Raw genomic sequence first — 13,662 nt, 5'->3', positions numbered from 1 at the left:
TTAACTCAGGAGGCATTGACTTGGAGATTCCTGTTTGTGGCACCTATTTTGGTAACCCATTGATAAAAATCAACCTGCATTGATTTGTAGGGACTACCTAGTAATCGTCCAGCAGCCAGCAAGCTGAAAACCCACAGCAACCAGTACCAGGATCGATTATTGCGCCGAATTAACAAAGAAGAAAATAAACGCAATTGAAATTATACGGCAAAGACGTATAATACTCACATGTATACCTTTATTGAACTGCCCATTTTTAGCCGATACGTCACCGACTACTTCACCGATGATGAATTGGCAAAACTGCAAATCGCACTATCTAAAAATCCAAAACAAGGCGACGTTGTACAAGGTACGCAAGGCGTAAGAAAACTACGCTGGTCTCGTCCAGGTTCGGGAAAACGCGGCGGAGTACGCATTTTGTATTATGTGCAAGATTCACAAGGACGAATCTGGCTGTTAACGGTTTACACCAAAAGTGCGCGAGAAAATATCGCCACCTCAATATTAAACGCTTTACGGGAGCTTGCCGACCATGCCGAAATTATCTGAAACCGAATTGCTAAAACGTGATGCAGAACGTGATCTGAACGCAGAATTGCTCGAATCTATCAACCAAATGCATGCAGGACAAATCGGGCGCGTTTCTGTCGTCACACGCACAGGTCAGGTCATTGAATCACCGGTTGCCAAAGCACGAATCGCTTCCCGTTTATCACAAAGCCAATTCGCAAAACTTTTAGGGATTTCTGTGCGGACTTTACAAGAATGGGAACAAGGACGCAGGCAACCTTCAGGGGCAGCAAAAACGCTGCTACGGGTGGCTGAAAATCATCCTGAGTATTTACGCGAATTAGCTTAATCCAGTCTACTACTGAATCCTGCTGGAAACTTCAAAATCGCACATAAAGACCGAATACGAAGATGAGTACACTGCCCCGACTGCATGCTGATTGATACACACCAACATTTTCCGCTCAGATGAGTAAGATCCGTTAACTTACCTCAACTTGCCATCCTAACCTACAATTGCCAGTTAATCGGCGTATGGCCTTGTTGGGTTAAATACTGATTAATTTTAGAAAACTGGTGGTTGCCAAAAAAACCGCGATGTGCAGAAAGTGGTGAAGGGTGCGGCGACTTAAGCACCAGATGCCTTGCCTCATCAATAAACGCGCCTTTTTTCTGCGCATAACTGCCCCACAACACAAATACCAAACCCTCACGGCCTGCGTTTAATGCCGCAATCGCAGCATCGGTAAAAGTCTCCCATCCTCGCTTTTGGTGTGACCCCGCGTTGGCTTGCTCAACCGTGAGCGTGGCATTGAGTAGTAATACACCTTGATTTGTCCACGGTGTTAAATCACCCTTTCCACTCATGTGAATATTTAAATCAGACGCAATCTCTTTAAAAATATTCATCAGCGATGGCGGCAAAGCCACCCCTTGCGGCACAGAAAAACTCAAACCATGTGCTTGCCCCACGCCATGGTATGGGTCTTGTCCAATAATCACCACCTTTACCTTCTCAAATGGCGTGTGATTAAATGCATTAAATATCAAGGAACCAGATGGGTAAATGATCTTACCTGCGGCTTTTTCTTGACTTAAAAAAGCCCGCAAAGCTTGCATATAAGGCTTATTAAACTCATCCCCAAGCACCGCTTGCCATGATGGGTGTATTTGACCGGGTTTTTCTTGGGGCATAGTGGGCGGCGAAATTAAACAATAATGCGCTATTATAAAACTATATCGATAAGCTGGGGAGTACTTGCTAGCACGACTGGCAATATAGCCACTGTATTGATCTGAAAAGCTTAACGTAGCTAAAAAAGGCTCACAGCAAGTCAATCTTCCCATTCAATAAATGATTGTTCTAAGTGCTGTAGGGCGTTTAGCGATTGCGTAATACGTCGCAGGGTGGTTGAAAAACATTCGGCGCAATACGTTACACTATTGCACCCTACCGAGCTGACCCAGTTCCATGCCGATATTGATACACACGAACAAACGATCAGTGACAGTTCAGATCTGGTTTGCCGAATGCTGCGATGGCTGTTGCCGAGGGAGGGCTTGCCGGAATATTCAAAGCAATTAACATCCGCCAAAAAAAGCGTGATTTGGCTTATATTTGGTATGACACAATCAAGGACAACATAACATGCGCTTAAAAGAAAAAGACATTGAAGCAAGCTACCTGTATTTAACCAATAAGAATGAATACCGCGCGGTACTGGTGATGAAAGGTGAATTTATGATTTATGCGCCCAGTTTGGAAGAAGCTAAGCCATCAAATCTGGAGGCTACAAAGCTGCCGTTTGAAAACCAACCCTTTAAGAAATGCCAAATCGTTACCTTTGTAAAAAAGGATTATCAAGTGTTTGGCTTCAATGGTACTGAAGCGATCAAACATAAATTGAATGAATTACAGTTAGCAGAAGTCATTTCACAGTGTAATGCCAAGTCAGCTATTGCTGCACTTTAAGGCAGAGCGGCAGGGTAGGAATAAAGATGCTATTTAACGAAAGATGGCACAGGGCCATATTGCAAACCAAACGCTTTCGCCACTTCGGCATTAGTCAATAAACCCCGATAAGTATTTAGTCCACGCTTTAAAGCCGTGTCGCAATCCAAAGCTTGTAAGCCTTGTTCGGCCAAGCGCAACACATAACCTTCTGTTTGATTGTTCAGTGCAAACGTACTGGTACGCGGCACCGCCCCCGGCATATTGGCTACACAATAATGCACAACGCCATCAACTTCATAAGTGGGCTGGCTATGCGTAGTGGGTCTGGTAGTTTCAACACAGCCACCCTGATCAACAGCTACATCGACAATAACTGCATTGCGGCGCATATATTGCAGCATGTTACGGGTAATCAACCACGGCGCCCGTCCACCTGGAATTAACACCGCGCCAATTACCAGATCGGCTTGATAAATGCTCTCTTCAATAGCATGGCTATTGCTGATGCGCGTTTGTAATTGGCCACGGTAAATGTCGTCCAAATATTTCAATCGCTCATGATTAACATCAAGCACTGTAACCTGAGCGCCCATACCCACGGCAACACGCGCTGCATTACTGCCTACAATACCTCCACCCAAAACCACTACATTTGCAGGCGCGACACCAGGAACACCGCCCATCAGTACACCACGGCCACCGTGTGATTTTTGCAGGTAAACAGCGCCAATCTGTGTCGCCATGCGACCTGCCACTTCACTCATGGGGATGAGCAGGGGCAACTTGCCGTCTTCTGTTTGTACGGTTTCATAAGCAATACTGCTAGTGCCGGTATTTAACAGCGCTTCTGTTAATGGTTTATTTGATGCTAAATGCAAATAAGTAAACAGCAGTAAATCTGGGCGCAAATACCTATACTCGGCTGCTACCGGTTCTTTCACTTTAATAACCAGTTGCGCTGACCAGGCTTCTTCAGCGGTAGTTACAATTTGAGCGCCTGCGCTTTGATATTCAGCATCCAAAATAGCACTGCCTTCACCCGCGCTTTGTTGCACTACTACCTGATGTCCGCGTTGGGTTAGGGCTTTTACCGTACCGGGTGTCATGCCAACACGATTTTCGTTATCCTTAATTTCCTTGGGCAATCCAATTAACATATCCTGAGTCCTGATGATTTGTAAGCTAATAAAGTTATGCATTGCCGGCCAGCATAGATAAGTGCCTTAAAATTCCTGTTATCGTTAAAGGCAATGAATGACTAAACACACATACTCTGACATCGCAGGTGGCAATTCATTCACATTGTAGTTATAACGCAGTATGCGTATGAATCTGCACTTATAACAAAACTCACGCAAGTTATTTTATGCGCGTGCTTAAGAACAAATAGTTTGCACTGTTAAGAAGAATACTGGTCAATCCTTTTAAATACCTGCAATCCGACTATGATTTATAAATCGGTTATGTCCCAGCTTTTAAAACAAAGCACAACGATAAAACAACTTGATTTCTTTTTAGAAATCCCCCATCACGTTATAAGAATATACCGTAATTTATGACTTTAAAGTCCCTAATTTTGGTGTTGTAGGGAAAAATTTAAATGAGGGCTTAAGTAAGCGAAAAAATGGTTTGAATGCGATTTTTAAGCTCGTTTAGTTAACAATTTCGCGTATAAATCAACACTATCCGAAGCTTGTTGTGTATGGGATAATGAACAGTTAAATTAGCAACTGCGTTTTATCATCTGTATATCGGCATAGTCTTTTAGTATTAATTCAAAAGGAAATAAACAGTGGATGAGAACAAAAAGAAAGCCCTAGGTGCGGCTTTGATGCAGATTGAAAAACAGTTTGGTAAAGGTTCTGTTATGCGTATGGGTGATGCTAGCGCCTCGCGTGACATTGAAGTGGTATCTACTGGATCATTAGGGCTTGATATTGCCTTAGGCTGTGGTGGTTTGCCGCGTGGCCGTGTTGTCGAAATTTATGGTCCGGAATCATCGGGTAAAACTACGTTAACCTTGCAAGTGATTGCAGAAATGCAAAAACTGGGTGGCACGGCGGCGTTTATTGATGCAGAACATGCGCTCGATCCGGGCTATGCGCAAAAAATTGGCGTAAATGTTGATGATTTACTGGTCTCTCAACCCGATACCGGTGAGCAAGCCCTGGAAATTGTCGATATGTTAGTGCGTTCCGGCGCAGTGGATATTGTAGTGATTGATTCGGTGGCTGCATTAACGCCGCGGGCTGAAATTGAAGGTGACATGGGCGATTCGCACATGGGCTTGCAGGCACGCTTGATGTCACAGGCGCTACGGAAACTGACCGGTAATATTAAACGCGCTAATACGCTAGTGATTTTTATCAACCAGATACGCATGAAAATCGGCGTGATGTTTGGTAGCCCGGAAACCACGACTGGCGGTAATGCGCTTAAGTTTTATGCATCGGTACGCCTTGATATTCGACGCATTGGCTCGGTTAAAAAAGGCGAAGAGGTTATTGGTAACGAAACCCGCGTTAAAGTCGTCAAAAATAAAGTTGCGCCGCCCTTTAAACAAGCTGAGTTTGAGATTTTATACGGTGAAGGCATTTCGTTTTATGGTGAATTAGTCGATTTGGGGGTAACGTTTGGTTTTATTCAAAAAGCGGGCTCCTGGTACAGTTATGGCGATGAAAAAATTGGCCAAGGTAAAGACAACGCTAAAGTATTTTTGAAAGAGCATCCTGAAAAAGCCAAGGACATTGAAGCTAAAATACGCGCCCAGGCCTTCAGTAAACCCATTGCCGTGCTTGATGCTGTTGTTGAATAAACCATGCCTAACCCAGTTGATAATCAATACGCTGAAATTAAAGCGGCGTGTTTACGATTACTGACGCGGCGAGAACACAGTCAGCAAGAATTATTGAGCAAGCTAGTGCTCAAAGGCTATAGCAAAGAGCACAGTTTGCCGGTGATTGAGGCTTTATCTCAACAAGATTGGCAGAACGATCAACGTTATGCAGAAAGTTATGTCAGAAACTGCATTCGTAGAGGATATGGGCCTATTTATATTAAGCAGGGTTTGCGTCAACAAGATGTGAATGATGTCGATGTTGAAGGCATCATTCAGGAAAGTGTCGGTAGCTGGATGGCGCAGATTGAACAAGTTTATGTTAAAAAGTATGGCCAGAAACCCATTGTTGGTCGAAATGATCAGGCAAAGCGTAACCGATTTTTGCTGCAAAGAGGTTTTTCACAAGCAATGATCAGTGCTTTGCTTAATCATCCGTAGTTAGTAATCGGGATGTGCTTTTCGTCGTCATGCTTAATCTGTGATAGTGGGAGAAGGTAGATAAAATAGGCTCCTATCCGCACTGTTGCATTTTCACCGTAAAATATTCACCGTTAACCCGTATAATCACCGAAAAGCATGTACCCGTGTGTGTACGTGCTTTACATATTACAATAGGCAACCTTCGCTTTTAACACCTAATTACTATGAAAAAAATGACTAGCGCTGAACTGCGCTCTGCCTTTCTGGAATTCTTTCATGAACGTGGACATGCTATTGAACCCTCCAGTTCTTTAGTGCCTGGAAACGATCCTACCTTGTTGTTTACCAATGCAGGTATGGTGCAATTTAAAGATGTGTTCCTGGGACGTGAACAGCGCGATTTTAACAAGGCTGTTACTAGCCAACGCTGTGTACGCGCAGGCGGTAAGCATAACGACCTGGAAAACGTCGGCTATACCGCGCGCCACCATACGTTTTTTGAGATGCTGGGTAACTTTAGTTTTGGCGATTATTTCAAGAAAGAAGCCATACAGTACGGCTGGGATTTTTTAACGCAAGTCTTGGACATTCCACCGGAAAAGCTGTGGATTACTGTGTTTGAAGAAGATGCCGAAGCGGAAAGTATCTGGTTAAATGATATTAAAGCTGATCCGGCACGTTTTTCGCGTATTGGTGCTAAAGACAATTTCTGGTCGATGGGCGATGTCGGGCCTTGTGGCCCGTGTTCGGAAATTTTCTACGATCATGGTGAGAATATTCCAGGCGGCCCGCCCGGTTCACCGGATGAAGACGGCGACCGATACATTGAGGTGTGGAATCTGGTATTCATGCAGTATGACCGTGCCGCCGATGGTACGTTAACGCCTCTGCCTAAGCCATCCGTAGATACCGGCATGGGCTTGGAGCGTATTGCGGCGGTTTCGCAAGGCGTACACAGCAATTACGAAATCGACTTGTTTCAAAATTTGTTGGCGGCTGCTGCCAAGCTGGCTAACACTACTGATTTGAATAACAGTTCGCTGCGCGTTATTGCCGACCATATCCGCTCGTGTGCCTTTATGGTAACCGATGGCGTGATGCCGTCTAATGAAGGCCGTGGCTATGTACTACGGCGTATTATTCGCCGTGCTATCCGTCATGGTTATCGCTTAGGGATTCATGAGACATTTTTTTACAAACTGGTAGCGCCACTGGCTGAAGAAATGGGTGAGGCTTATCCAGAATTGAAGCAAGCACAAGCGCAAGTCGAGCGTGTGCTGAAAAAAGAAGAAGAGCGTTTTGCCGAAACCCTTGAGCAAGGCATGAAAATATTGGAAACCTGTGTCGCCAAGCTGGAAAGCTCAGTCATTCCAGGCGATACTGTATTCCAGCTGTATGATACTTATGGTTTTCCGGTAGATTTGACCGCCGATTTTGCCCGCGAAAATAACCTGACGGTTGACCATGCCGGTTTTGAAACGGCGATGTCAGCACAACGCGACCGCGCTAGATCGGCAGGCAGTTTTGTAGCCGATTACGATCAGGACATCAAACACGAAGGCCAGACTGAATTTACCGGTTATGAGTATTTGGAAGACCAAGTACACATCGTCGGCATTTACAAAAAGGGCGAACAGGTCGATAGCTTGCAAGCGGGTGAAGAAGGTGTGCTGATTTTGGATAAAACCCCGTTTTATGCTGAATCTGGTGGTCAAGTCGGTGATTGCGGCCAGATTGTTGCGGATGGCGCTGTGTTTGAAGTCAGCGATACCCAAAAACAAGCTGGTGATTTATTTTTGCATAAAGGTAAACTGATTTCGGGTACGTTAAAGAAAGATCAGTTGTGTGATGCCCGTGTCAGCGCGGCAGACAGAAAAGCGACTGAACTCAATCATTCAGCGACGCATTTGTTGCACGCAGCACTCAGGCAGGTTTTAGGTGAGCACGTTACCCAAAAAGGTTCGTTGGTGAATACTGAGCGGCTGCGCTTTGACTTTGCCCATTTTGAACCGATGACAGCCGCTGAAATCAGTACCGTTGAAACGCTGGTTAACGAACAAATTCGTCTTAATAACCCTGTTTCTGCGCAAGTTATGGCTAAAGATGACGCGGTGCATGCCGGTGCGATGGCCTTGTTCGGTGAAAAATACGGCGCAGAAGTTAGAGTATTAAAAATCGGTGATTTTTCTACTGAATTGTGCGGTGGAACCCATGTTGAAAGAGCGGGTGATATTGGCTGCTTTAAAATAATAACTGAAACTGGCGTCGCCGCAGGTGTTAGACGGATTGAAGCGGTAACAGGCGTAGGTTGTCTGGAGTGGATTGCCAGTCGCGATAAAGCGTTGAACATTATTGCCGGTTTATTGAAAAGCGCGCCTGAAAAAGCGGCAGAAAAAGTCGAGCAGTTATTGGAAAAAACTCGAGCATTGGAAAAACAACTGGAACGATTGAATTCCAAATTGGCCAGTTCAGCAGGTGATGAACTCAGCAGCCAGGCAGTTGATATTGCGGGTATCAAAGTGTTGGCAGTTAAATTGGAAGGTATTGATCCCAAAACTTTAAAAGATATGGTCGATCAGCTCAAAAACAAGCTTGGCAGTTCTGCGATTGTGCTGGCGGTAGTTGACGGCGACAAAGTGAGTTTGACGGCGGGCGTTTCCAAAGATCAGATGGGGCGTATTAAAGCCGGTGATTTAGTCAATTTTGTGGCGATGCAAGTCGGTGGTAAAGGGGGCGGTAGGCCGGATATGGCGCAGGCGGGTGGTACTAATCCAGCTGGATTGGCGGCGGCGTTGGCAGGTGTTGCGGCTTGGGTGCAGGGGCAGTTGGGATAGTCGTGTAATCGAAAGTAATAGAGGGTTAACATATGTCTAAAATCACTGAATTATCGCAACTGGATTTAAACCAAACCTACAGCTATGCCGATTATCTGACATGGCAGTTTGATGATGCGCTTGAGTTGATTAAAGGCAAAATTATGTTGATGTCACCTGCGCCAAATGTATTGCATCAGCGGATATCAATGAGTTTCAGTGGTACATTATTCAGCTATTTTCATCATAAAAAATGCCAGGTTTTTGCAGCACCGTTTGATGTACGTCTTTATGACCGCAAAAAATCAATTTTGGCCAATAAGGATATTCAGACAGTAGTACAGCCGGACTTATGTGTAATTTGTAGACCTGAACTGTTAGATCAACAAGGCTGTAACGGCGCTCCTGACTGGATCATTGAAATTTTATCGCCTGGAAATTCCAAGCGGGAGATGAAAATAAAATACAATCTCTATCAGGAAGCTGGCGTAACTGAATACTGGTTAGTCGATCCGGTGCATAAAGCGATTCATCAATTAGTTTTGGATGACAGTGGCTGTTACCAAATCATGAAAATGGTGACAGATGAGGATAGTATTTTCCCGCAATTATTTCCTGACTTGATCATCGAGGTTGCTGAGGTGTTTGAAACTTGGCAAGCCCAACAAGACTAGATGGAGGTCTAAATATGTCTGAGGTTACTGAGTTATCGCAACTGGATTTAAACCAAACCTACAGCTATGCCGATTATTTAACTTGGGCGTTTGATGATGCGCTTGAGTTGATTAAAGGCAAAATCATGCTGATGTCTCCTGCGCCCAATGTTAACCATCAACGGATTGAAAGGGATCTATTTTTAAAAATTGGTAACTATTTGGAAGGTAAGCAATGTGAAGCCTTTGCCGCCCCATTTGATGTCCGCCTATATGACCGCAGAAAATCTATTTTAGCCAGTGAAGACATCCACACAGTTGTTCAGCCTGATATATGTGTCATCTGCAAACCTGAATTGTTAGATCAACAAGGTTGTAACGGTGCGCCTGATTGGATTATTGAAATCCTATCTAAAGGCAACTCCAAGCGGGAGATGAAAATAAAATATGCGTTATACCAAGAAAGCGGCGTCACCGAATATTGGCTGGTTTATCCAGAGCAACATGCAATCCACCAGTTTGTTTTGGACGATAAGGGTCAGTACCAATTCAAACAAATGGTGACCGATGAAGATATGATTACACCGCATTTATTCCCTGAGTTAGCGATTAACGTCACTGATATTTTTGCAAGACAAACATAGCAACGCACACATAAAATAAGAAAAACCCAAAAATAATAGGATAACAATGGCACTGTATGTCTATAAATTTGGCGGTACATCGGTAGGTTCAGTTGAACGTATCAAGATGGTCGCCGAAAAAGTAAAAAAAGCCCACGATTTGGGCGATCATATCGTCGTGGTAGTTTCGGCTATGAGCGGTGAAACCAATCGCTTGGTGGCGATGGCCAAAGAAATGCAGCCACAACCTAACGGCAGGGAATTGGATGCTTTGCTATCCACTGGCGAACAAGTGACAGTGGCATTGTTGAGCATGGCGCTGGCAGAGTTGGGTTGTCCGTCGCGCTCTTATACGGGAGGCCAAGTTAAAATTCTAACCGACAACGCCTATACCAAAGCGCGTATCCTTAACATCGAAAACCACAACATCATGGCCGACCTTAATGCTGGCACAGTAGTGGTTGTAGCTGGTTTTCAGGGTGTTGATGAAGATAACAACATTACCACCTTAGGGCGTGGCGGCTCTGATACCACGGCGGTGGCGTTAGCAGCGGCACTTAAAGCGGATGAATGCCATATCTATACCGATGTGGACGGTGTGTATACCACTGACCCCAGAGTAGAACCCAAAGCACGTCGGTTAGATCGTATTACTTTTGAAGAAATGCTGGAAATGGCCAGTTTAGGCTCTAAGGTTTTGCAAATTCGTTCCGTGGAATTTGCTGGCAAATATAACGTGGCATTACGCGTATTATCATCATTTACAGAAGGGTGTGGCACACTCATTACTTACGAGGAATCATCTGTGGAAAGCGCTTTAATTTCTGGCATTGCCTTTAACCGAGACGAAGCAAAACTAACTATTTCAGGCGTGCCGGATTTACCCGGCGTGGCCTACAAAATATTAGGCCCGATTGCCGATGCCAATATCGAAGTGGATATGATCATCCAAAATATTGCTGATGATGACACCACGGATTTTACTTTTACCGTGCACCGTAACGATTATGCACGCGCTAAAGCATCGCTGGAAAAAACTTGCGCAGAGTTGAATGCCAAAAAAGTAACTGGTGATGAAGGTATTGTCAAAGTGTCAATCGTCGGTGTGGGTATGCGCTCACATGCGGGTATTGCGAGCACCATGTTTAAAACTTTGGCGACCGAAGGCATTAATATCAAAATGATTTCTACTTCGGAAATTAAAATTTCGGTGGTAGTAGAGGAAAAATATATGGAGCTTGCGGTGCGGGCTTTACATGCCGCGTTTAAATTGGATCAAGATAACGCTGCATAAATCGGTGTGTAGAGACGCAAGCAATGCGTCTCTACGCTACCCAGTATTTTTAGGTTCGATAAGCTAGGCAGTCTATGCAAAAAACCGATTCCAATCCGCGTCTCATCGTTCTTGATACTGAAACCACGGGTTTAAGCCCACAAGACGGCCATCGTGTCATCGAGATTGGTTGCGTAGAGCTGGTTAACCGCCGTTTAACCGGCAAGCGTTTTCATGTTTATATCAACCCTGACCGTGTGATTGATGATGGCGCCATTGCTGTCCACGGTATTACTAACCAGTTTTTAATTGATAAACCGCGTTTTAATGAAATCGCCGACGAATTCGTTGCTTTCATTACCGGCGCTGAATTAGTCATCCACAACGCACCTTTTGACGTGGGCTTTATTAACCACGAATTTGCTAAGCTTAAGCAAGGTGTCGTCACCGAGTACACTACAGTATTTGATACCTTGGCGTATGCACGCAAAAAGCATCCTGGACAAAGAAACAGCCTGGATGCCTTGTGCAAACGCTATAACATCGATAACAGCCACCGTGAATTACACGGTGCGTTATTAGATGCCGAGATTCTAGCCGAAGTATTTTTGCTGATGACCGGCGGGCAGATTTCTTTGCTTGATGAGCCGCGTGCTGACGATAATGCAACTAGCCAACAGCATACGGTCAAGCATCTTGCTGTTGATCGTCCGGCGCTAGCGGTGATTCGTTGTAATGAACAGGAGTTACAAGAACATCAGCAACGGCTTGAGGCGATACAAAAAGCCAGTGGCCAGTGTGTGTGGATAAGCTAAATTTAATAAATAAACTGTAAAGTGACTATTATTATTGTTAAATAATAAATATATATTGTAAGTCTGTTCTGGCTTAACTTTTAATTTGTCTACTTTAAGGGGAGTAATAGCATGCTATTGCGTTTGTTAAAAAAAATAATATTATGCGGTCTTTTGTTCGCACCTTTATCATTAACGGCTGCACGACGCTGTTTTCACGTCAAGGCCGTATCATTGCTGTCTTTTGTTCGCACCTTTATCATTAACGGCTGCACCGTATGCAAAAATTGTAGTGTTTGGCGATAGTTTGTCTGATATGGGCAATTTAGCGGCGTTACCGGGTTATGAATTTCTTAATAATGCGCCGTATAAACATAGTTTTACGAATGGTATTACAGCAGTAGGGTATTTAGCAAAATCGTTAGGTTTACCCTTAAAGTCATCGTTGCATTTGACTGGATTAGTCAGGGGTAATAATTTTGCCGTCGCGGGGGCAAAATTGTCTGCCAATGATTTGACGGATTTAGGTGCGCAAATCTCCTCGTTTTTAGCTAGCCAAGCTAACAAAGCCCGTGCTGACGCTTTGTACGTGGTGTTTTTAGGCGGTAATGATATACGTGATATGCGAGACAAACCAGAAGCAGCGTCAGCGGCTGTGTTAAAGAATGCTACTCTAAATCTGCAAAAAGCCTTGACGCAGTTAATTAAAGCCGGGGCGACCCATTTTCTGGTTGTTAATGCCCCTGACTTAGGACTAATACCGGAAACGCACGCAAGACCAGCATTAATTAAACGGGCTAGCCTAAAAAGTATCGCTTTTAATAAAGCGCTCACACGTGTTGTTACCGAAACCAAAAAGACTAGAGGCGTCAGTATAGTTTTGTTTGATCTGATGACATTTTTAAATGGCATAGTAAATAATGGTAAAGCCTACCACTTTAATAATACGCAACAGGCCTGTTATAACAGCACGAGTTTTAAATATTATGCAGTTTGTAATAATGCCAAGATGAATAGTTTTTTATTTTTTGACGAAATTCATCCTACCCAACGGGTACATGAGCGTATGGGGCGTGCCTTTTTTGCGGCGCTGCCTGAGGCGAATTAGCCTTATTACTAAAGCTGTCGCGTATATGGTTTTTAATCTTTCAGGAGAATATGCTATGAAAAACGTGATTAATACCCTCCTTATTTCCCATGCCGGCTGGGAAGCTGTGATTTTGCGGTTGCCCATTGGTTTGATTTTAGCCGCGCACGGCAGTCAAAAACTATTAGGCTGGTTTGGTGGCCAGGGTTTGGATGGTGCAGCCCAATTAATGGCCTCGCTTGGGTTGCATCCTGGTTTTCTGATGGCGTTAGCCGCAGGCAGCGCGGAGTTTTTTGGCGGCGTTGCTTTAATGGTGGGCTTATTTACACGTTTTGCGGCCGCAATAGTCAGTGTTACTTTAGCCGTTGCTTTGTTTTGGGTGCATTGGAGTAAAGGTTTTTTCCTAACCACGCACGGTGTCGAGTACGCCTTAGCTTTGTTATCGGCAACTGCTGCTTTAATGATTATGGGCGGTGGTCGTTTTTCCGTTGATCGTTATTTGCTGGAATCTCATCTATTCGACCCTAACGATAATTCCAGTTCAACATAAAAGCCTGCTCTGTTTTTAATAGGCTTATTTTTGGCGATGTTCTTGGCTCCCAACTTAACGCGGGACAGGTGAAGGTGTGCCGTTCGTGGTGAGCCATTCGACTAGCTCATGAGAGCCTTGTCGAACCATGTGCGGCACACCGT

At 44.4% G+C, this 13,662-nt stretch carries 14 protein-coding genes; 12 read left to right on the top strand and 2 right to left on the bottom strand.

Going from position 1 to position 13,662, the window contains the following annotated elements:
• Nucleotides 1-228 precede the first annotated feature (228 nt).
• Nucleotides 229-552: a type II toxin-antitoxin system RelE/ParE family toxin gene (locus ACHZC4_RS02360; protein ID WP_394752169.1), complete on the top strand. Its 324-nt coding sequence runs from the start codon at nucleotides 229-231 to the stop codon at nucleotides 550-552.
• A complete protein-coding gene (locus ACHZC4_RS02355) occupies nucleotides 536-862 on the top strand; it encodes a helix-turn-helix domain-containing protein (protein ID WP_394752168.1) in 327 nt (108 codons plus the stop codon). Before ACHZC4_RS02360 ends, ACHZC4_RS02355 begins: the two co-directional genes overlap by 17 nt.
• Before the next feature lie 161 nt (nucleotides 863-1,023).
• On the opposite strand, the gene ung is transcribed toward ACHZC4_RS02355, so the two are convergent.
• Entirely contained in the window at nucleotides 1,024-1,707 is a 684-nt protein-coding gene (ung, locus tag ACHZC4_RS02350) for a uracil-DNA glycosylase (RefSeq protein ID WP_394752167.1), read from the bottom strand.
• Nucleotides 1,708-2,161: 454 nt separating this feature from the next.
• On the opposite strand from ung, the gene ACHZC4_RS02345 reads away from it, so the two are divergent.
• A complete protein-coding gene (locus ACHZC4_RS02345; protein ID WP_394752166.1) occupies nucleotides 2,162-2,485 on the top strand; it encodes a hypothetical protein in 324 nt (107 codons plus the stop codon).
• Nucleotides 2,486-2,514: 29 nt separating this feature from the next.
• Here ACHZC4_RS02345 and ald read toward each other — a convergent pair whose 3' ends face one another.
• Nucleotides 2,515-3,624 (bottom strand): alanine dehydrogenase, encoded by a 1,110-nt coding sequence (gene ald, locus ACHZC4_RS02340; RefSeq protein ID WP_394752171.1) that lies wholly within the window; start codon nucleotides 3,622-3,624, stop codon nucleotides 2,515-2,517.
• Between the two features lie 635 nt (nucleotides 3,625-4,259).
• Here ald and recA point away from each other — a divergent pair.
• From recA to ACHZC4_RS02295, 9 genes are all read left to right on the top strand, one after another.
• Complete coding sequence (gene recA, locus ACHZC4_RS02335) at nucleotides 4,260-5,282, top strand: recombinase RecA (RefSeq protein ID WP_394752165.1); 1,023 nt, start codon at nucleotides 4,260-4,262, stop codon at nucleotides 5,280-5,282.
• 3 nt (nucleotides 5,283-5,285) lie between these two features.
• Complete coding sequence (locus tag ACHZC4_RS02330; protein ID WP_394752164.1) at nucleotides 5,286-5,744, top strand: regulatory protein RecX; 459 nt, start codon at nucleotides 5,286-5,288, stop codon at nucleotides 5,742-5,744.
• Between the two features lie 215 nt (nucleotides 5,745-5,959).
• Nucleotides 5,960-8,560 (top strand): alanine--tRNA ligase, encoded by a 2,601-nt coding sequence (gene alaS, locus ACHZC4_RS02325; RefSeq protein ID WP_394752170.1) that lies wholly within the window; start codon nucleotides 5,960-5,962, stop codon nucleotides 8,558-8,560.
• A gap of 32 nt (nucleotides 8,561-8,592) precedes the next feature.
• Nucleotides 8,593-9,213, top strand: a complete 621-nt coding sequence (locus tag ACHZC4_RS02320) for a Uma2 family endonuclease (RefSeq protein WP_394752163.1) — start codon at nucleotides 8,593-8,595, stop codon at nucleotides 9,211-9,213.
• Nucleotides 9,214-9,227: 14 nt separating this feature from the next.
• Nucleotides 9,228-9,836: a Uma2 family endonuclease gene (locus tag ACHZC4_RS02315; RefSeq protein ID WP_394752162.1), complete on the top strand. Its 609-nt coding sequence runs from the start codon at nucleotides 9,228-9,230 to the stop codon at nucleotides 9,834-9,836.
• A 46-nt stretch (nucleotides 9,837-9,882) separates the two neighbouring features.
• Nucleotides 9,883-11,109: an aspartate kinase gene (locus ACHZC4_RS02310; protein WP_394752161.1), complete on the top strand. Its 1,227-nt coding sequence runs from the start codon at nucleotides 9,883-9,885 to the stop codon at nucleotides 11,107-11,109.
• A 74-nt stretch (nucleotides 11,110-11,183) separates the two neighbouring features.
• On the top strand, nucleotides 11,184-11,903 hold the full coding sequence (gene dnaQ, locus ACHZC4_RS02305; protein WP_394752160.1) for a DNA polymerase III subunit epsilon: 720 nt from the start codon (nucleotides 11,184-11,186) through the stop codon (nucleotides 11,901-11,903).
• Nucleotides 11,904-12,126: 223 nt separating this feature from the next.
• Nucleotides 12,127-12,990, top strand: a complete 864-nt coding sequence (locus ACHZC4_RS02300; RefSeq protein ID WP_394752159.1) for an SGNH/GDSL hydrolase family protein — start codon at nucleotides 12,127-12,129, stop codon at nucleotides 12,988-12,990.
• A 55-nt stretch (nucleotides 12,991-13,045) separates the two neighbouring features.
• Nucleotides 13,046-13,519, top strand: a complete 474-nt coding sequence (locus ACHZC4_RS02295) for a DoxX family protein (RefSeq protein ID WP_394752158.1) — start codon at nucleotides 13,046-13,048, stop codon at nucleotides 13,517-13,519.
• Nucleotides 13,520-13,662 lie beyond the last annotated feature (143 nt).

It is taken from the genome of Crenothrix sp., from assembly GCF_043729335.1.
Classification (GTDB): Bacteria; Pseudomonadota; Gammaproteobacteria; order Methylococcales; family Methylomonadaceae; genus Crenothrix.
This window is presented reverse-complemented; position numbering and strand designations above follow the sequence as displayed.

Bases quoted from the DNA above. Each gene is read 5' to 3' on its own strand.
- ACHZC4_RS02330 (WP_394752164.1), top strand. From the start codon at position 5,286: ATGCCTAACCCAGTTGATAATCAATACGCTGAAATTAAAGCGGCGTGT.
- ald (WP_394752171.1), bottom strand. From the start codon at position 3,624: ATGTTAATTGGATTGCCCAAGGAAATTAAGGATAACGAAAATCGTGTT.
- alaS (WP_394752170.1), top strand. From the start codon at position 5,960: ATGACTAGCGCTGAACTGCGCTCTGCCTTTCTGGAATTCTTTCATGAA.
- ACHZC4_RS02315 (WP_394752162.1), top strand. From the start codon at position 9,228: ATGTCTGAGGTTACTGAGTTATCGCAACTGGATTTAAACCAAACCTAC.
- ACHZC4_RS02320 (WP_394752163.1), top strand. From the start codon at position 8,593: ATGTCTAAAATCACTGAATTATCGCAACTGGATTTAAACCAAACCTAC.
- ung (WP_394752167.1), bottom strand. From the start codon at position 1,707: ATGCCCCAAGAAAAACCCGGTCAAATACACCCATCATGGCAAGCGGTG.
- dnaQ (WP_394752160.1), top strand. From the start codon at position 11,184: ATGCAAAAAACCGATTCCAATCCGCGTCTCATCGTTCTTGATACTGAA.
- ACHZC4_RS02310 (WP_394752161.1), top strand. From the start codon at position 9,883: ATGGCACTGTATGTCTATAAATTTGGCGGTACATCGGTAGGTTCAGTT.
- ACHZC4_RS02360 (WP_394752169.1), top strand. From the start codon at position 229: ATGTATACCTTTATTGAACTGCCCATTTTTAGCCGATACGTCACCGAC.
- ACHZC4_RS02355 (WP_394752168.1), top strand. From the start codon at position 536: ATGCCGAAATTATCTGAAACCGAATTGCTAAAACGTGATGCAGAACGT.
- ACHZC4_RS02345 (WP_394752166.1), top strand. From the start codon at position 2,162: ATGCGCTTAAAAGAAAAAGACATTGAAGCAAGCTACCTGTATTTAACC.
- ACHZC4_RS02295 (WP_394752158.1), top strand. From the start codon at position 13,046: ATGAAAAACGTGATTAATACCCTCCTTATTTCCCATGCCGGCTGGGAA.